This is a genomic window from Arthrobacter sp. NtRootA1, from assembly GCF_019976975.1.
In the GTDB taxonomy this organism is placed as follows: Bacteria; Actinomycetota; Actinomycetes; order Actinomycetales; family Micrococcaceae; genus Arthrobacter; species Arthrobacter aromaticivorans.
Genome location: NZ_AP024630.1, coordinates 4,660,592 through 4,678,969 on the forward strand (window position 1 = coordinate 4,660,592; position 18,378 = coordinate 4,678,969).

General features: G+C 63.6%; 20 protein-coding genes. 10 read left to right on the plus strand and 10 right to left on the minus strand.

Annotated features, from left to right (window positions below; genetic code table 11):
* Positions 1-236 precede the first annotated feature (236 nt).
* Positions 237-575, minus strand: coding sequence for a hypothetical protein (locus tag LDN90_RS21200; RefSeq protein WP_216926732.1), 339 nt, complete (start codon positions 573-575; stop codon positions 237-239).
* Positions 576-684: 109 nt separating this feature from the next.
* On the opposite strand from LDN90_RS21200, the gene LDN90_RS21205 reads away from it, so the two are divergent.
* Positions 685-1,305: a hypothetical protein gene (locus LDN90_RS21205; protein WP_223947019.1), complete on the plus strand. Its 621-nt coding sequence runs from the start codon at positions 685-687 to the stop codon at positions 1,303-1,305.
* Between the two features lie 86 nt (positions 1,306-1,391).
* Positions 1,392-1,850 (plus strand): hypothetical protein, encoded by a 459-nt coding sequence (locus tag LDN90_RS21210; RefSeq protein WP_223947020.1) that lies wholly within the window; start codon positions 1,392-1,394, stop codon positions 1,848-1,850.
* 42 nt (positions 1,851-1,892) lie between these two features.
* On the opposite strand, the gene LDN90_RS21215 is transcribed toward LDN90_RS21210, so the two are convergent.
* The 6 genes from LDN90_RS21215 to dnaK all read right to left on the minus strand — a co-directional run bounded on the left by LDN90_RS21215 (position 1,893) and on the right by dnaK (position 7,362).
* Positions 1,893-2,195 (minus strand): DUF3040 domain-containing protein, encoded by a 303-nt coding sequence (locus LDN90_RS21215; protein WP_216926734.1) that lies wholly within the window; start codon positions 2,193-2,195, stop codon positions 1,893-1,895.
* A 159-nt stretch (positions 2,196-2,354) separates the two neighbouring features.
* Positions 2,355-3,122, minus strand: a complete 768-nt coding sequence (locus tag LDN90_RS21220) for a carboxymuconolactone decarboxylase family protein (protein WP_223947021.1) — start codon at positions 3,120-3,122, stop codon at positions 2,355-2,357.
* Positions 3,123-3,245: 123 nt separating this feature from the next.
* Complete coding sequence (locus LDN90_RS21225) at positions 3,246-3,668, minus strand: helix-turn-helix transcriptional regulator (RefSeq protein ID WP_223947022.1); 423 nt, start codon at positions 3,666-3,668, stop codon at positions 3,246-3,248.
* Positions 3,669-3,678: 10 nt separating this feature from the next.
* Entirely contained in the window at positions 3,679-4,656 is a 978-nt protein-coding gene (locus LDN90_RS21230; protein ID WP_223947023.1) for a DnaJ C-terminal domain-containing protein, read from the minus strand.
* Positions 4,657-4,834: 178 nt separating this feature from the next.
* Positions 4,835-5,494, minus strand: a complete 660-nt coding sequence (locus tag LDN90_RS21235; protein WP_216926738.1) for a nucleotide exchange factor GrpE — start codon at positions 5,492-5,494, stop codon at positions 4,835-4,837.
* A gap of 2 nt (positions 5,495-5,496) precedes the next feature.
* Positions 5,497-7,362: a molecular chaperone DnaK gene (dnaK, locus tag LDN90_RS21240; protein ID WP_216926739.1), complete on the minus strand. Its 1,866-nt coding sequence runs from the start codon at positions 7,360-7,362 to the stop codon at positions 5,497-5,499.
* A gap of 253 nt (positions 7,363-7,615) precedes the next feature.
* Here dnaK and LDN90_RS21245 point away from each other — a divergent pair, with 253 nt between their 5' ends.
* Complete coding sequence (locus tag LDN90_RS21245; RefSeq protein WP_223947024.1) at positions 7,616-8,182, plus strand: hypothetical protein; 567 nt, start codon at positions 7,616-7,618, stop codon at positions 8,180-8,182.
* A 21-nt stretch (positions 8,183-8,203) separates the two neighbouring features.
* Here LDN90_RS21245 and LDN90_RS21250 read toward each other — a convergent pair whose 3' ends face one another.
* Genes LDN90_RS21250 through LDN90_RS21260 form a run of 3 tightly spaced genes read right to left on the minus strand, consistent with a single transcriptional unit; the run spans position 8,204 to position 10,729 of the window.
* A complete protein-coding gene (locus LDN90_RS21250; RefSeq protein WP_223947025.1) occupies positions 8,204-9,136 on the minus strand; it encodes a DUF817 domain-containing protein in 933 nt (310 codons plus the stop codon).
* Positions 9,129-9,935, minus strand: a complete 807-nt coding sequence (locus tag LDN90_RS21255; protein ID WP_223947026.1) for an oxygenase MpaB family protein — start codon at positions 9,933-9,935, stop codon at positions 9,129-9,131. The genes LDN90_RS21250 and LDN90_RS21255 overlap by 8 nt, the downstream gene beginning before the upstream one ends.
* A gap of 41 nt (positions 9,936-9,976) precedes the next feature.
* Entirely contained in the window at positions 9,977-10,729 is a 753-nt protein-coding gene (locus LDN90_RS21260) for a TetR/AcrR family transcriptional regulator (protein WP_223947027.1), read from the minus strand.
* A gap of 137 nt (positions 10,730-10,866) precedes the next feature.
* Here LDN90_RS21260 and LDN90_RS21265 point away from each other — a divergent pair, with 137 nt between their 5' ends.
* From LDN90_RS21265 to LDN90_RS21295, 7 genes are all read left to right on the plus strand, one after another.
* On the plus strand, positions 10,867-11,799 hold the full coding sequence (locus LDN90_RS21265; RefSeq protein ID WP_223947028.1) for an NAD-dependent epimerase/dehydratase family protein: 933 nt from the start codon (positions 10,867-10,869) through the stop codon (positions 11,797-11,799).
* A gap of 158 nt (positions 11,800-11,957) precedes the next feature.
* Positions 11,958-12,611 (plus strand): hypothetical protein, encoded by a 654-nt coding sequence (locus LDN90_RS21270; protein ID WP_223947029.1) that lies wholly within the window; start codon positions 11,958-11,960, stop codon positions 12,609-12,611.
* Between the two features lie 34 nt (positions 12,612-12,645).
* Entirely contained in the window at positions 12,646-14,100 is a 1,455-nt protein-coding gene (locus tag LDN90_RS21275) for a phage tail sheath subtilisin-like domain-containing protein (RefSeq protein ID WP_223947030.1), read from the plus strand.
* Between the two features lies 1 nt (position 14,101).
* Positions 14,102-14,581 (plus strand): phage tail protein, encoded by a 480-nt coding sequence (locus tag LDN90_RS21280; protein ID WP_159708998.1) that lies wholly within the window; start codon positions 14,102-14,104, stop codon positions 14,579-14,581.
* 1,154 nt (positions 14,582-15,735) lie between these two features.
* Complete coding sequence (locus LDN90_RS21285) at positions 15,736-16,494, plus strand: hypothetical protein (RefSeq protein WP_223947031.1); 759 nt, start codon at positions 15,736-15,738, stop codon at positions 16,492-16,494.
* 13 nt (positions 16,495-16,507) lie between these two features.
* Positions 16,508-18,028 (plus strand): phage baseplate assembly protein V, encoded by a 1,521-nt coding sequence (locus LDN90_RS21290; protein ID WP_223947032.1) that lies wholly within the window; start codon positions 16,508-16,510, stop codon positions 18,026-18,028.
* Between the two features lie 3 nt (positions 18,029-18,031).
* Positions 18,032-18,370, plus strand: coding sequence for a hypothetical protein (locus tag LDN90_RS21295; RefSeq protein ID WP_223947033.1), 339 nt, complete (start codon positions 18,032-18,034; stop codon positions 18,368-18,370).
* Positions 18,371-18,378 lie beyond the last annotated feature (8 nt).

An 18,378-nucleotide genomic window follows, 5' to 3' on the forward strand; every position in this document is an offset into this window, starting at 1 on the left:
CCCAGGGCGCGACAGCGTGCGCGCCAATTCCGATGCTCTCTTACATCCTGACGCGTTTTCCCGGTTCCTCCCTCACATAATGTGAGAGAACGTTCCGGATTAAGGGCTGTGATGTGAGAGAGCATCCAGGGTTGCCTGACCCGAATCGGTTACTCTCGCACATCCCGACGCAAGAAGGGGACCAGCTCAGCTGGTCCCCTTCTTCGCGTTCAGTGGCCGCTAGGCCGCGGGCGTCATTAGCCGCGGCAGAGCTCGCCGTACTTGGTGCCGGCTTCCTGGTAGGCGGCGGAGAGCTCGCCCATCTTGTTCTCGTCCGGGGATTCCTTCACGAGTTCATCCGAGTATTCAAGGATGGCCGTGACCACGGGCTTCATCTCGTTGGAGGCAACGGGTTCAATGGGGCGGATGGCGTTTGCGACGCGAATGGTCGCAGTCTTGCTCGCGTTGCTCGGGAGGCTGGCTACGGCGACACCCACCCGGTCACACGTTTCTGCGGTGGTCAGCTGCGGCGAAGAGCATGCTGAAGCCGTGGCAAGCAGCCCGGCAGCGATCAAGACAGTGGTGAGTTTCTTCATGATTCCCTCAATAGTCGGCGCGTCCCTTCGATTGTAAACAGTGCAGGGGCAAGGCCGCGCATTGGGCCCCGTATCGAACGGGACCGTGCACTGGCCTAGGCTGGAGATCATGGCGATTATTCACAAGGCAACCCTGTCCCCGTCCAAGCTCGAACTCATCGCTGGATACCTGCCGTCGCAGCCCTGGTTCATCCAGGATGGCGCTCCCGAGCTTATTGGGGCCTACCGTTTTGACGATCCCGCCGGCGAAGTCGGCCTCGAGACGCACGTCGTCGCCGCAGGTGAGCGCATCTACCAGGTCCCCCTGAGTTACAGGGGATATGAACTGGCAGGCGCCCAGGAATGGCTTATCGGCACCATGGATCACTCCGTCCTTGGCAAGCGGTGGGTCTACGACGCCTGCGCCGACCCCGTCTACGTCAAGGCGCTCGCCACCGCCATCCTCACCGGCCAGGAAGAGGCTGCACTGATCGTGGATGGCGAGCCCGAGCCCCGGCCCAGCACGGTTAACGTGAAGGGAAGCGGAACGCTCGACGGCGGCGTCCCCGCCCTGAGTGCCTCGGCCCCGGTTTCGGGCACGGGTGTGACGATTATCGACGCAGGCGGAGTGCGCTTGAAGGTCGCCAGGGTTCTGGAAGTCGCAACTGAGCTCCACAGCGAGTTGACCCTCAGCGGCACGTGGGCCGGACTGGAGAACCCCGTGGAGCTGGCAGCCATAATCCCGGCCTGAAAAGAGCGCTGCGTTCGGGCACCTTTTGGTCGCGCACCCCGCAGCGTAGTCTGGCAACGGGGCCATCTACTCCGTGAGGGGTTCACATGTACAAAGCACAAAACATCATTCCCGCAGCACAGGACCTCGCAGCCGAGTGGGTGAAGCACGCAGCGGAGGGCACGTCGTCACAAGCTGACGCGGTTGTGGGTTGGGCGTTGTCCCGGATCAATCACGCCGATGTCCCGTCTGTTGTACACGGCGTAATGCTCACGCTGACCGGGAACCGTAAAGCTGCAAAGAGGGCTCAGCGCACCGCTGCCAGAGCGGTCAAGAGGACAACGCAAACTTTGAGTCGTCGAACCAGCCAGCGGAGTTCCCCGCGTGCCGGGTGGTTGGTTGCCTTAGCAGTCGCTGGCGTCGGGGCGGGCCTCGTGCTCGCATGGCGAATGATGGTGCCTCCCGGAGAGCCGGCTCCTGCCGAGCAGGCCATGAAGACCACCAAGCCTTCCCCACAGGATGGCGCTTCCGCTCCGTCTCCGGAGGTGCCGCCGGAGACTTACTGAAGCAGGTCGGATTAGTGCCCGGCTGGTCCGGTTCCTGCCGGGCTAGTCAGGCTTGGCTTCATCGTGTCGTCGCGTCCTTCTCCTGAGGACCATCCTGCTGAACAGTAAGTAGGCGCCTGTTCCAGCGAGCAGGAACCCGACCACACCCACGAGGACGAGTTGTGTGATGATCCCGGCAATGACCATCGCGAAACCGGCCAAAACTGCCAGGACACCAAAAACTGAGCGCGCCACCGCACCGCGCGGGCGCCCCGACTTCAGCTGGAGGTCCAGGTCAGGATCCGATGAAGCGAGATCCCGCTCAAGCTCTTCCAAACTCCTGCGTTCTTCATCCGACAACGACATCGGAATCTTCCCTCACTACACGAGCATGGGACGCTTTCCAGCGCCTACACGCCAACCACTAGCACGTGCCCTTCTTGCCGTGCCATGACTTCATTATCGTCCTTTTGTGGCCACTATCCACAGCTGAACCCAGGTGAACAGTCGTACTGGTCCTCAGGCCTACTGGTCCTCATGTGCCGGGGCCACCTCGTTCAGTATTCGCAGCGCGTTGAGCGTACGCGGATACCCGATGTAGGGCAGCAATTGCGTGATGACGTCGAGCATCAGCCCGCGGCTGTTTCCTACGTTCAGATTGGCAAGGACGTGGCCCCTGACCTGTGGTTCGCAGCCTCCCAGGGAGATAAGCATGGACAACGTGAGGAGTTCACGCCTCGGGACGTCAATGCCGGTACGTGTCAGGTAATCGCCGAAACAGTTACCGGCCAGGTAGTCCTGGATGTGCATCTCATCTGATGCCGCTGCGGCACGCATCCCGTCGATGCTTTCGGCGCCTATGATCTCTTTCTGGATCGCCAGCCCTTTCTCCGCCCGGTCTTTGGGCGTCGTGGTGGACTGGCCGGGAACAGGCAGTTCCACGCCGAATTCTTTGAGGATGTCATTGGTGGCGTGCAGGAAATCGGAAACTTTGCCCATGCCGACGTACGGGACGGCTTGGTAGACAAGTTCCTTCACCTCCACCGGGGTCACCCCAACGGTAAGGGCGGCGCCGAGCAACGCACGGTATTCACGCATTCCTTGTGACGCGATAAGGGATGCGAGTTGGACCATGAGCCTTGTCCGGGCGTCCAGTCTCCCGTGGCTCAAGACCTCGTCAAAGGCGAAGTTGTTGAAGACCTCCACGAGTTCGGGGTCTGTGACCGCCAAGGCGGGGAGCTGACCGGGAAAGAGGTCGTGGTGATTCCGTCGGGCCGTTTCGGTGGGTGACATCTTGGGGCCTCTCTTTCGTCACCTTAAATGACACCCCTTTTCCGCGCCCAGTCCAATAGAGCCGCCCAGCCCAATAGAGTGAGCGCCCAGCAAGTTCTCTCTGTGACGACCACGGCCGAGTGACTACTCCCCCGGCCGGGGCCTCCACACCACAACGGCTTGCGACCGCGCGCGGGGTCGTTGGCCGCGGGCCAGACTGACGACGTCGCCGGCTGCTCCAGCTGCGAATATGCGCGTGTCCAAGGGACTTCGACGGCGGGTCAGTTCTTCTGTGAGCTCAGCCACCCGGTACTGCAACGCCGCTACCTGGTTTTCAAGGTCCAGGATGCGCCTGATGCCTTCGAGCGAAACGCCGGACTGCGAGAGGCGCTGGACCTCCCGCAGCTTTTCGACGTCGTTCTGGGAGTACCGCCGCGACTTCCCGGGGGCACGGCTGGGCGAGACGATGCCCAGGCGGTCGTACTGGCGCAACGTCTGCGGATGCATGTCGGCAAGCTCCGCGGCGACGGAGATGACAAAGATCGGCTGGTTGACGTCGATTGCCATGACCGTCTCCTTACAACCGGGCCTTCGCGGCCAGGTCGTGACGCGGGTTGGCGTCGGTGGTCGCGGCAGCAAATGCCTTCACGGCCTCCTCCGCTTCCTTGTTCAGGTTCTGGGGGACGGCGACGTCGATAGTCACCAGGAGGTCACCGGTCGCCTTTGACGTTTTCACGCCCCGGCCCTTGACCCGGAGGGTACGACCCGACGGTGTTCCGGCCGGGACACGCACCTTGACGGTGTCGCCGTCGAGCGTTGGAACCTCAATGGTCGCGCCCAGTGCAGCTTCCGCGAACGTGACGGGCACGTGGATGCGGATGTTGTCGCCGTCGCGCTGGAAAAACTCGTGCGGCTTGACGTTCACCGTGATGATGAGGTCACCGTTTCCGGCTGGGCCAACGTTGCCCTTGCCGCGTTGCCGGACTTTCTGCCCGTCCTTGATGCCTGCGGGGATCTTGACGTCGATCACGTGGCCGTTGCTTTCACGCAGGCTCACAGTAGTGCCCTTGATGGAACCAGCAAAAGAGATGGACGTCGTCGCAGTGCGATCCGAGCCCTTCTGCGGTGCCCGCTGGAACCCGGTCTGGCCTCCACCAAAGCCGCCACCAAACAGGTCAGCAAACTCCGGAGGGATGCCACCGGCACCCGAAGGCTGACGCGCGCCGCCACCAAACAAACCACCGAACAGGTCCTCGAACCCACCGTTGGCGCCAGCACCGCCGCCACGCCCCGCCCCCGCACCGGGAGCGAACCGGGCGCCACCCATGGCACGGATGGCGTCGTACTGCTGCCGGTCCTCAGGATTCGACAAGACCGAATAGGCCTCGGAAATGTCCTTAAACTTCTTCTCCGCAGCAGCATTCCCGGAATTGGTATCCGGATGATGCTGCCGCGCCAGCTTGCGGTAAGCCTTCTTAATATCCGCGTCGGACGCGTCCTTGGCGATACCAAGGATCGCGTAAAAATCCTTTTCAACCCAGTCCTGGCTGGCCAAGAGCGTTTCCTTTCTAAAACTAACAAAAGCGTACGGCGAGACTACCTCTTAGCCGTAGCGGATGAGGGGGCCCGGGAGTGGCTTCGGGCCTACCGGAGCCGGGTGGCTTTGGATCGAAGATCCCAAGCCACCCGGCGTAGGGGCGGCGCCCCCTCATCCGCGAAGGCGGAGCGTGAGACTACGCCGGCACAGCCACGATCACTTGGGCTGCTCGCAGAACCCGCTCACCTGAGCGGTATCCCGAGCGCAGCACCTGGCTGACCGTGTCCACGTCGATGTCCTCGCCGGGCTGCTGGATGAGTGCCTCGTGGATGGTGGGGTCGAATTCGACACCGGTTTCCGCGATGCGTTCCAGTCCGTACGTCTTCAGCGCGTTTTCCAGTTTGGTGGCGATGGCGGCGAAGGGGCCGTCTTCGAGGTCACCGTGCTGGCGTGCGGCGTCGACGTCGTCCAGCACCGGGAGCAGGGAGTTCAGGACGCCGATGACGGCCATTTCCCCTGCTACGGCGCGGTCGCGTTCGACCCGCTTGCGGTAGTTGACGTATTCAGCCTGAAGGCGAAGGAGGTCGTTGCGGAGCTCCGCTGCCTGGGCTTCAGCCGCGGCGCCGGAGGCTACCGATTCCTCGGCCGGGACTTCTACCCCGTTGAGGATTTCCTCAGCCTGGGAGAGAGCGTCACCTTCCGTGGGGGCGGCGTTGCCTTCGGTGTGAGCAGCAGCTTCGCCTTCGGGGTGGCGGGCAGCCCCGGTTTCCGGGTCAACCTTGCGGTTGTCCCGGATTACGGGTTTGCGCGGCTCGTTGCCTTCAGAGTGCTCTGCTTCGTTGCCGTGGTGGGGCATGGCTACTTCTTCGCTTCGTCTTCGTCGATGATTTCAGCGTCGACGATGTCTTCGTCTGCTGCAGTCTTCTCGCCGGCCGGAGCGCCTTCAGCACCGGCACCCGGAGCGTCAGCTGCGGCTGCCTGCGAGTAGATGGCTTCGCCGAGCTTGGTCTGGGAAGCCTGCAGCTTCTCGAAGGCCGTCTTCACAGCGGCGTCGTCGGTGCCTTCCAGCGCGGACTTGAGGGCGTCGACGTCGGCCTTGACCTCGGTCTTGACCTCTTCCGGCAGCTTGTCGTCGTTGTCGGCGATCAGCTTGTCCACCGAGTAGGCGAGCTGCTCGGCGGAGTTACGGGTGTCCGTAGCTTCGCGGCGGGCCTTGTCCTCTGCAGCGTGCTCCTCGGCTTCACGGACCATGCGGTCGATGTCTTCCTTGGAGAGTGCCGTGCCACCGGTGATGGTCATGGACTGTTCCTTGCCGGTGCCCTTGTCCTTGGCGGACACGTGGACGATGCCGTTGGCGTCGATGTCGAAGGTGACCTCAACCTGCGGGACACCGCGGGGTGCCGGAGCGATGCCGGTCAGTTCGAACGTGCCCAGCGGCTTGTTGTCGCGGGTGAATTCACGCTCGCCCTGGAAGACCTGGATGGCCACGGACGGCTGGTTGTCGTCTGCGGTGGTGAAGGTCTCGGAACGCTTGGTGGGGATAGCTGTGTTGCGCTCGATGAGGTGCGTCATGACGCCACCCTTGGTTTCGATGCCGAGGGACAGCGGCGTGACGTCGATGAGGAGGACGTCCTTGCGCTCACCCTTCAGGACACCGGCCTGGAGTGCAGCACCGACGGCCACAACTTCGTCCGGGTTGACGCCCTTGTTGGGCTCCTTGCCACCAGCGAGTTCCTTGACGAGCTCGGAGACAGCAGGCATACGGGTGGAGCCACCGACGAGCACGATGTGATCGATGTCGGAGACCTTGATGCCGGCTTCAGCGATGACATCGTGGAACGGCTTCTTGGTGCGGTCCAGCAGGTCCTTGGTGAGGTCCTGGAACTTGGCACGGGTCAGCTGCTCGTCCAGGTGGACCGGGCCGTCGGGGGTGACGGACAGGTACTGGAGGGAGATGTTGGTGCTGGTGGAGGAGGAGAGTTCCTTCTTTGCCTGCTCTGCAGCTTCACGGAGACGCTGGAGGGCGATCTTGTCCTTGGAGAGATCGATGCCCTTGATCTTGAGCTGGTTCAGCAGCCACTCGACGACGCGGTTGTCCCAGTCGTCGCCACCGAGGCGGTTGTCACCTGCGGTTGCACGGACCTGGATGGTGGAGAAGTTGTCTTCGTCCTTGCCGACCTCGAGGAGGGAGACGTCGAAGGTACCACCACCGAGGTCGAAGACCAGGATGAGTTCGTCTTCCTTGCCCTTGTCCAGACCGTAGGCCAGTGCAGCCGCGGTGGGCTCGTTGACGATGCGGAGGACGTTGAGGCCTGCGATTTCGCCGGCTTCCTTGGTGGACTGGCGCTCGGCGTCGTTGAAGTATGCCGGAACGGTGATCACGGCGTCAGTGACCTTTTCACCCAAGTAGCTCTCGGCGTCGTTCTTGAGCTTCATGAGGATACGCGCGGAGATTTCCTGCGGCGTGTACTTCTTGTCGTCGATGGCGACGGACCAGTCGGTGCCCATGTGGCGCTTGACCGAAGCGATGGTGCGATCGATGTTGTTGACGGCCTGGCGCTTGGCGATCTCGCCGACCAGGACTTCGCCGGACTTGGAGAACGCAACGACCGATGGCGTGGTGCGGCCGCCTTCTGCGTTGGCGATGACGGTGGGCTCGCCACCTTCAAGGACAGAGACCACGGAGTTAGTGGTTCCGAGGTCGATACCTACTGCACGTGACATATCTTGTTTCCTTTCAATGGCCGATGTTGGAGATTGCCCCCGGCACCGGCCCGCCAGGCGGTTGGGTTTTTGGGAGCCCACTCAACAATCGGCTAGTTGAGCGTTCTGCACTCAACTGTACTCAGCCTCGTTTCAATGTCAATCCAAAGTTGAGTGAAGTACGCTCAAGTTTGGCTTTCATGCTCAAATTTGCCCCGGAAGTACGCGGCTTCCAGAGCTGGTTTCGCCCTGCGTGAACTGGCAGACTTGCGCGATGGAGTTCGCTGGATTCGTGCCGCCGGATGCGTTCTGGGCTATGAACGACGAGCTGGAAGAGAGGGTCCGGCAGGGCGCCGGGCGCCTCCCCTTGTTCCGTCTTGTGGACTGGGAGGGGCCGTTGATGCTTGGTTCATGGCAGATGGACGCCACTGAGGGTGGCGTGGTGCACGGCAACGCGTTTCCTGCGAACCCAGCCACCGATCCGCTTATGGAAGTGGTCACAACTACGCGTGATCCCTTGGAGGTAGTGCGAAACCGGTGGCAGGCCATCGCCGGGCCGCCGAAGTCGCTGGAGGAATGGCAGAGCCAGTCCGCGGGATTCGCGGCACACACTACAGAGCACCTGAGCGCCATAGTGGACGGTATCCCTGCGGATTTCACCCTCTGGAACGGAACCGACTACTGGTTCGCGGCCGGGAGTGCGGGCGGCTACGGAATCGTCATCGACGCGCGGGGCCACCGTAGCGATATGCAAGCCATGGAACTCAGGCAGATTCCCGACGTCGAGCCTCTACTCCAAGCCAGGCGCGCGGCGCTCAAGGCCGCCCGCGGCGAAGCGTGACGACACGCAAACGCACCGACGTCAGTCCAGCGGGCGGGCGCCACGGATATCCGGATGTCCCTGGCGGATTTGCGTGGCGTCAGGGATTTGCGTGGCGCTTGTCCGGCTGGGCGGCGGCTCAGGTTTATACACCCACGCCACGAGCACCACGGAGATGATCATCAGCAGGAACCAGGCGAGGAGCTTATCGATCGAGACCGCCTGCCAGCCATTCAACTGGTTGGGGTAGAGCCACGCATGGGACCACGTGCCGATGTTCTCGGCGAACCAAATGAAGAGCGCCACCAAGAGGAAAGACACCAGAATGGGCATCCGGAAGCGCTTACGGAACACCCGGAAGTGCATCACGCACCGCCCGTAGACAAGCACGACGGCGGCAAGCAGCAACCAGCGCGCGTCAAAGATGTAGTGGTGGGAGAAGAAATTGACGTAGATCCCAGCCGCCACGAGTGCGGTGATCCAGCGCCACGGGTAGTGGTCGAAGTGGAGGTCAAAGAGCCGGAACACACGAACCATGTACGAGCCAACGGCCGCATACATGAACCCGCTGAACAGCGGAACAGCCCCGACCCGGAGGAAGCCCTCGGCCTCGTAAGACCACGAGCCCACATCGGTCTTGAACAACTCCATGACCGTTCCCACCGCATGGAACAGCACGATCACCCGCAATTCGCGCAGCGTCTCCAGTTTGAAGCTGATCATCAGGACCTGAATGATGACGGCGGAGATGGTCAGGAAGTCATTCCGGGCCAAGGCGGCGTCGTCCGGATACCAGAGACGGGCTGCGATGATCACCGCGAGCAGTGCTGCGCCGAAGACGCAGGCCCACGCCTGCTTCAGCCCGAACACCACGAACTCGGTTAGCCGTAGGCGGAGCGGGCCCCTATGGGCGCGGTCCAGATAGCGGTGGGCGAGGTCATCGATGGCTTGCTCCACCGAGGTCGAATTACGCATTCCCTGCCCCGCCCTTCGTCTTGAACGGGGCGGTTTCCAGGTGGCTGAGGTAGTAGTCCCTGGGCCAGTGCCGTATCCGCTTCGGGATCCTGGGATATACGCGTCCCAGCCACCGCATGGTCCGCTCGAAGCGGCGGTCATCGATGGGAGTCCACTCCAAGCCGAAGCCTTCGCGCAAGTGGTCGGGCAACAGACCGGCGGTCAGGAAGCGGGCAAGTGGCATCGCCAGGCGCATGGGTGCCGGCCCACCCGCCGGATACAGCAGGCCCCTGGCGATCTTGCGGGCTTTTTCATCGGGTCGAAGCCGATCCACGTGCGATGCCCAATACCGGGCGAAGGCCGCGCGATCGGGCGGCCACATATTCGCGGGAAGCTGCAACGCCGTCCCGATGCGCGCATAGTCTCGGTACATGCGGTCGGCAGTCTCGTCGTCGAGCGGTCCATGCACTTGCTCGTAAACGGTGACGGCGGTGTCGTACAGGGTGGCGACAACCCAAAGCTGCGACTCGGGATCGAAAGCGTTGTAGCCCTTTGTCGCATCATCAGGGTTCCGGCGCACTGGAGCGTGGGCGCGGTTGACGGCGCGGCGAACCGCAGCAACTTGCTCGTCTGAACCGTAAACAATCGCATAAACGTATGTCAGGGTGGCTCGTAAACGATCCTGCGGCCGTTGGGCAAAGTCGCTGTGATCGGCGACGCCGTGCCCCACCCTCGGATCAGCGATCTGAAGGAGGATGGCGCGCCCGGCTCCGGCGAGCAATATGCCCTCCGCGCCGATGTCAGCAAGCCCTCGAACCATCTTGATACTTTACCGTCTGGTGCTGGTCACAGGCTCGCTGGTCACAGCCCCGCCATGCCCTGGAGGACGAGCAGCTGGTGCTCGAACAATTCCTCGCGCGCGGAAAATGTATCGCGCCCGTACTGGCCGAACACTTCAAAGCTCACAGCCCCGAAGACGGACGTCCACGCCAGCACGCCCCGCGCCAGCGCAGACTCGGGCACCGTGATCCCAAGTTCAGTCCGGATATTCACCATGTCTGCTGCCAAGGCTGGTGGGATAACGACGGCGGGACTCGCCTGCGTCTTCAGGGCGCCCGCGCGATGGGCTGCGTCAAAAATGCTAACGAGGCGAAAGATGACACGCGTTCCGGGGACCGTGGTTCGTTCACCGGGCGCCTGATATCCGGGAACTGGGCTGCCGAAGAGCAGGGCGTAGCTGGCTGGTTCCCTGAGCGCCCACGCACGAACAGCCTTACCCAAGGCACGGAACTGGCCTGCGAAATCATTCTCAGGAACAGCCGCTACCGCTGTATCCACTTCATCGCCGAGTTCGTTGTAGCCGTCGATGAGCAAGAGCGTGAGAAGTTCGTCCCTGCTTTCCACGTAGCGATAAACGGCCGAAGAAACGACGCCAAGGTCCCGTGCAACAGCCCGCAGCGATAGCCCGGCCGCACCGTGGACCGCCAGGTGCTCCCGGCCGAGACGGACGATATCAGCGATGGTTTGTGCACGTGCACGCTCGCGGGGAGTCGGGGTTTTGGCTTTCGGCTGGGTTTTAGGGGCAGCTTCGGCATCCGGTGCTGTGGAAGGCATGCAACCAGCTTGCCACAAAAGAGAGCACCATCAACAAATGAGAGCACCGCTCTTGACTTTGACGTGGTTGACCGCCATTCTGGATTCAGAGAGCAGTGCTCTCTCATTAGGACTGGACTTAGAGGAAAGAGATCAACATGCACGTCGTCACCGGAGCAGGACCCGTTGGTTGGACCGTCGCCGAACAACTCGCCGAGCAGGGGGAAAACGTCCGCATTCTCACCCGGTCCGGCAGCGGCCCGGACCATCCCCTCATTGAACGGATGCGCGTCGATGCCTCCGATGCCCAGCAGTTGGGCCAAGCACTCAACGGCGCTGTCGCGGTCTTCCATTGCATTCACGGATCCGCATACCGGGCCGCAGCGTGGGCGGCCGAGCTTCCGCAAGCCGAACAAGTGGTGATGGATGCAGCGGCAGCCGCGGGCGCCGTCGTCGTATCTCCAGAGAGCCTCTACTCCTATAGCCGGCCGGACAGTGTGATGACCGAAGCGGGTCCACGGGCGGCGGATGGAGGCAAACGAGGCATCCGCACGGAACTGCTGAACGCGCGGCAGGCGCACGCTGCAAATACTGTGAGTGTTGTGGCCGGCGACTTCTTCGGTCCGCTGGTGCGGACGGCGCATGCAGGCGAACGAATGGTCCCGCTGGTTGTGGAGGGAAAGTCGGTCCAGGTGATTGGCAGCGCTGGGCAACCGCACTCGTTCACATTTGTCCCTGACCTGGCAGCCGCCATGATCGCGGCAGCCCGGGATCCAAAGCTTTGGAACACCGTGCTCCACGCTCCGACCGGTCCGGCGCTAACCCAACGCGAACTTGCTACGGCGTTCGCTGACGCTGCCGGCGTTTCCGTTCCGAAGGTGAGTGCTGTTCCCGGATGGGTATTGAGGACCGCGGGTCTCTTTTCGACCGATATGCGCGAGCTTGCTGAAATGCTCTACCAGTTCGAGAGGCCGTTCGTGATGGATTCCTCGCAGAGCCAGCGCCTCCTGGGCCTCGAACCGACGCCCCTTCCGGAAGCTGCGGCAGCAACAGTGGCGTGGTGGCGGGACGCAGTCCGGGAATTGAAGTAGGCAGCAAACTGAAGTATTCGTGGGCGGGCGCCCACCTGCAGATTCAATCGAATGGAGTTACTCCTGATTCCCCAGTGACTACACGCAACAGCGGGAGTAACCTAGTCCCAGTTGCAATTCTGGTCACCTTTCGAGTTCTGGGTTCTGCCGTGGGCTATGTGCGTTCGTCGTTGACCGACCTCCTGGGGGTACTTTCCGACGCCGTCACTCCCCAGCGCGTAAGGTTCGACGACGGCTCCCCCGACGCCGTCGCTGCCACCCCGGACGCTCCGGTCACCGTGCATGCAGTCACGCTCAACCGCGTGGGAAGGTCGCGTCGCGATGGCCCGGTCTTGGACCTCGAACTGCGGGTAGCAGTGGAATGCCATGGCCCCCAACAACTGGACAACATGGAGCAACTGCTCCTCGCCGTGGAACGCCACAGCCAGTACTCGGTAGTTTCCACCGGGGAATTCCGTCCCGAGGAGTACTCCGGAGCCATCCGGCAAGGGCTCGGGTTCCTGGTCCGGATCCCCGTGGCGCTGCGCTTCGAAGAACCTGCCGGCCCGCCTGTCCTTGAACCGCTCATTGCCAAGACCGGCGTTGCCCGCCGAATCCACGGACGGCTCGTGGACGTACACAACAAAGGCATCCCGGACGCCTACATCCATGCCCATTCTTCCGCCACGGCAGTCGTCAGCGATGCGACCGGCCACTTCGAGGTCCTGGCCTCGGCGGATGAACTCCAGCACTTTGCCGTAGCAGTAAGCGGCACCGAAAAGGAAGTCTCGGCCAGCACCAGCAGCCTGCCGGTCATCATCCGGTGGACCTGACCCGCTTGCTTGCGGGTAGGAAAGGGAGAGCACCATGGCGAACTATCAGGCGCCGGGAGTTTATGTTCAGGAAGTGCCCAGCGGCGCACGTGCCATTGGGCAGGTCAACACCAGCATCGCGGCGTTCGTAGGCGTGGCTCCGGACCAGGACGCGTTGGTGGATGAACTCCGTGTGCTGGACAACTGGACCCAGTTCGTGGACCAATATGTCGGCAACGCGACAGCGGGCACACCGCTCTCCAACGCTGTTTACGGCTTCTTCTCAAACGGAGGAAGCCGTTGTTATGTGGTGAACATTGGGGCCAACGGCAGCCTCACGGGCACGGCCACCAAGCCCACAGGCCTCACGCTTTTCGAAGCCGTGGACGACATCTCCATGGTGGCCGCGCCGGGCTTCGCGGATGCTGAATCTTATGCGGCACTAGCGGCGCATGTGGAGCACCCGCTCCGCCAAGATCGCATGGCCATCATGGACACGGTGGAAAAAGTCGACGACGTCGGGGCGCTCACCAGGGCCGCGACGTCCGGCGTTCCGGTGGGCGCGAGGGATCCCGGCGCCGCAGACGAGCGGACGACGGCGGATGAAGGCCCGGGCGGCGACGATGGCGGCTCGGACGACGCCCGCCCAAGTGATGATGGCGGCTCGGGCGAAGCCGAAGACGCGTCTGAGGAAGCCGTGGACACGGAAGGCAGCGATAGCACGCCGTCGTCCTCCTCCGCGGTTTCCTCCGATGCCCCGGACTGGCCCGACTCACCACGACCCTCCGCCGCAGCTAGTCAGGAAGGGGCAACTACCGAAGCCGGCGAGCAGCAGGACCTCGGCGCCCCGCAATCCCCCGGCGGATACACGGCCCTGTATTTCCCCTGGATCGTGATGATCGATCCCGTGTCCGGGAAAAAGGTGACGCAGCCGCCGTCGGGCCATATTGCTGGCGTTTGGGCGCGCGTTGACGCGACGCGCGGCGTCCACAAGGCGCCAGCCAACGAGCCCATCCAAGGCGCGATCGATCTTGTACGGCGCGTGAGCCGCGGTGAGCAGGAGGTCCTGAATCCGGCGGGCGTGAACTGCATCCGGTACTTCCCGGGCGAGGGCATCCGGATTTGGGGCGCCAGGACCAAAGCTCCCGAAGCGAGCGAATACCGGTACGTGAATGTGCGTCGCCTAACCAACATGATCAAGGAGTCGGTGGCGGACGGGACGCGCTGGGTGGTGTTTGAGCCCAACGATCACACGCTGTGGAAGTCGATCCGGCGCGACATCGGGGCGTTTCTGACCAACGTGTGGCGGGACGGCGCCCTGCTCGGGACTACTCCTCAACAGGCATTTTTCGTGAAGTGCGACGAAGAAACCAACCCTCCAGAGGTCCGCGACGCCGGGCAAGTGGTCACGCTGATCGGGATCGCGCCCGTGAAACCGGCCGAGTTTGTGATCTTCAAGCTCATGCAGTCGGCGGACAACACCAGCGAGACAGAGAGCGCAGGAGCCTGACATGACAACCCCAACACCTGCAGCGCAGCCCGGCAACGTGGTGGACCCATACCGGGCCTACAACTTCAAGCTCGTCATCCAAGGCGTGGTTCAAGGCCACTTCACCAAAGTGGAGGGCCTCGGCCTGAAAATCGACCGGATCCTCTACCGCTCAGGCGGCGAAAACAGCACAGTCCGCGTCATCCCCGGGCAAGTGGAATACACCCCGGTGACTCTGAAGTACGGGCTCACGGACTCCACCGAGATGCTGCAGTGGCTCTTCAAAGCCGTAGACGGAAAGGTGGAACGCCGGAACGTCTCCATCGCGATGCTCAACGATGCCGGTTCCGTGGAAGTCCGCCGCTGGAACCTCCTGGGGGCCTGGCCGTGCGACTGGTTCGGCGCACCCCTTGACGCCCTGGGCAAGGATCTCGCCATCGAATCCCTCAGCATCGCATACGACCGCCTGGAGCTCGACGATGCCCGCGCTCCCGTCGCCTGAGCCTGGCTTCTCGTGGCGGCGGGCGGCTGCGCACCGGTTGCGAGGTGTGGCTGCGTGGCTGGACCGTGGGTCGGGCCGGGGCTCGGGTTCTCCGGGTGCCGGCGCGCCGGCACCTTCGGGTTCGGAGCCCTCTTCGTGGGAAAGTTCGACGCCGGTGCGCGGCCTGAACGTGGAAGGCGCACCTGAGCACTGGGTTCAGTTACTGCGCGAAGCCGGGTTGGTTCCTCCTGCCGTTCCGACCAACACCCCTCCTGTTGCGAGGCCCACTCTGCGTGCCTGGGGACGCTCTTGGCGCGCAAGGCAGTCCCCACAACACACCCCCAGGACCACACCCCACGTTGCGAGGCCCGATATGCGTGACTCCGGGCCCACATTGGGCGCAGAGCAGGCCCCACAACACACCCCCAGCACCACACCCCACGTCGCGAGGCCCGATATGCGCGATTCCATGCCCACATGGGAGGAAGAGCAGGCCCCACAACACACCCCCAGCACCACACCCCACGTCGCGAGGCCCGATATACGCGACTCCGGGCCAACATGGGGCGAAGAGCAGGCCCCACAACAAACCCCGAGGCTCCGCCTCCGCACAGATCGGCCCGAAACACCCCACGTTGCGAGGCCCGATATGCGCGACTCCGGGCCAACATGGGGCGCAGAGCAGGCCCCACAACACATCCCCAGGCTCCGCCTCCGCACAGACCGACCCGAAACAGCCCACGTTGCGGGGCCCGATGTGCGTGCTTCCGGGCCAACATGGGGCGAAATGCAGGCCCCACAACACATCCCCACCCACGTTGCGGGGCCCGATATGCGCGATTCCAGGCCCACATGGGGCGCAGAACAGGCCCCGCAAGACACCCACAGGCTCCGCCTCCGCACGGACCGAACCGAAACACCCCTCGTTGCGGGGCCCGAAATGCGTGCTTCAAGCCAAAAATGGAGCGCAGAACAGGCCCCACAACGCCCGCCTTCCTCACAACGCACCCCTTCCCCACAACACACGCCCACCCACACACCCGCACCGGCGCTCAAGGGAGCCTGGCCGGAGCTCGCCACTCGGCCCGCGCCCACGGCAAACCCGGCAACCGCCCCTGTAACCGAAGCGATCGCCCGCCAAGCCCGGCTCACCGACGAACATCGGGCGGTCTGACATGGAGCGCGTCGCCTTCCTGATCGAGGACACCGGGGAACACCTCGGCTGCCTGCTCAACCCGGAAACGGTGGTCATGCAGCGCTCGGCCGGCGTGGAGCCCCGGAGAAGTGCGGGCGGCAAACTCAGCGGCAGCGGACTGGCCGATGACCCCCTGCTCTTCACGGGAGGCGGCCACACCGAGCTGAGGCTGGATCTGCTCTTCGACGTCGACCTCGCGCCGGCGTCGCTTCATGTGCAGGACGTGCGGCAAATGACCAGGCCCATCTGGGCGCTCGCCGAGAACAGCGCGGAGGTGGAGCGCCAGCGGAGGCCGCCGTCGGTCCGCTTTGTGTGGGGCCGTGCGTGGAATGTGCCGGGAATCGTGACCGAGGTGGCGGAGCGCTTCGATCGCTTCGCCCCGGACGGTTCACCGCTCAGGTCCTGGATGCGGATGGTCTTTGTTCGCGTTGGCCAGTCCGCTGACGAGGAAGGCGGAGAGAATTACGAGCTCGCCCAGCGGGTCCCTGCCGTGGATCTGACCGCCCCACCGGTGGACACGCTGGCGGTCACGGGCGACGGCAGCACGGACAGGGCCGCAGCAATGCCCGACGGCGGCGAGCTCCTTCCTGAGGTGCCGCCGGCTGAGTTGGGGCGACTTTCCGTTGAAGCCTTCGGGACGCCCCTGCTCTGGAAGCTGCTCCTGGAGTACAACGATATCGACGACCCCGCTCACTTCAGCGGGCCGCTCGCCGTCCCTCCGGTTGGTGAAGCACCATGAGGCGTGAAGCATCATGAGGCAAGTCCAGGGCCTTCCCGAGCTCGTCGTGACGTTGGGCAGGCGAAGACTGACAACTGCGGAGACGGCAGCCATCGTTTCAGTCCAGGTGCTGGGATCCCTGGCGAGGCCGGCCCAGTGCCTCATCAGCTGGCGGCCCGGTCCGGGCAGGACTGCCGCCGCAAGGGGTGGCGTCGATCCGGGCCCTGGTGACGCCTTGCGGGTTGAGCTCGGCGGCCACCGGACCCCGCTCTTCGTGGGGGAGGTGACCGTTGTGGAGTACAGCTACGGGGCCAACCTCGGTCAGGAAATCCGTATCAGGGCCTACGATGCCTTGCACCGGCTGAGGAAACGCCAATTCACCAGGCTGCACGAGGACGTCGATCTCGCTGCCTTGGCAAGGAAACTCTGCGAGGGCACCGGACTGGATGTAGTGGGCGGCGGCGCCAAGCTCGGGCAGGTCTACCAGTGCGCCCGCACGGACCTGAGCCTTCTCATTGAACAGAGTGCACGGGTGGGCGCCTACCCTGTGGTGCACGACGGCACCCTCAGGCTCACAGGACTCGACGGCGAAGGCGAACCCTTGGAGCTCAGCCTCGGGGAGTCCCTGCATTCGGCAGAGATCGAGGTCAGCCAGGAACCCGCGTACGCGTCCGCAATGATCAACGGCTGGCGTGGCGAGGACGCTTCAGTCCACCAGGCCGAAACGAGCAGCAGCGATGCCAAAGCCCAAGTGGCAGCTGACCCAGCATTGGCCAGCGTGGGCGCAGGCGGCGAACTCCGGCGGGACAACGAAGTGCTCGACTCCACCCAGGAGGCGAATGGATTGGCGCAGTCCGAGCTGGACGTCAGGATAGCCGGGCAGGTCACGGCAGTGTTCGTGGCTGAGGGCAATCCCGGGCTCAGGGCGGGTGGGCGCGTGCGGATCAAGGGGGTGGCGCCGTCCATCGAAGGAACGTACCTGATCGCGAGCGCCTCACACCGTTTGGATGGCACGGGCTACGAAACCACCCTTACCACGCGACCACCGAGCCCGATTCCCGAAAGGCGCCCGGACGTCTTCACTCTGGGCACGGTGGTGGACGTTGACGATCCCGAGGCCCGTGGGCGTGCGCGTGTGCAACTACCGGCCTACCCGGACCTGCAGACCGCATGGGCTCCCGTGCTCACGGCAGCAGCTGGTCCTGGCAAGGGGATGGTCACACCGCCAGCTCCCGGCGACCACGTCCTGGTGCTGCTTCCCGCCACGGATCCGGCTCAGGCCATCATCCTCGGTGGCCTGTACGGCAGCGAACAGACGCCCGACAACCGCGTCAACACTCCCCGGGAGAGCCGGTACACGTTCCGGAGTGCGGACGGCCAACAAATAATGCTCGACGGCGGTGCGCGCACCGTGAGCTTCACGGACGGCCACGGCTCGTCAGTGGAGCTGGGGCCGGAGAAGCTCCGCATCACCGCTGCCACGGACCTGGTGCTGGAAGCCCCGGGCAAAGCCATGAAAATCCGTGCGAAATCAATCGACTTCGAGGAGGCCTAAGCCATGAGGATCCTGGTCAAGGAGGCTATCCTGCGGTGCGGGCACGACGGCAAAGTGGAGAACGTCCCCTCGCAGGAGTGGGTCCGTGTCAAGGGGTCGCCGGTGCTGGTGGACAACGATCCCCAAGGCCGGGACATCAGCATGTGCCCTCATATTGGCATCAACATCAAACCGTGCAATAAGACGCTGCCGGTGACCAAAGGCTATTCAACCTTCATCAGAATCGGGGGCAAGGCCGTCTGCCTTGACACTGTGGAGGGCTTCACCGACGGCACACCCCCGGGCGCCGTGAAGTACAAGGTGCGGCGGCCCGGACAAACGTTGGTGGGGTCGGGTTCATGAAAAAGGGA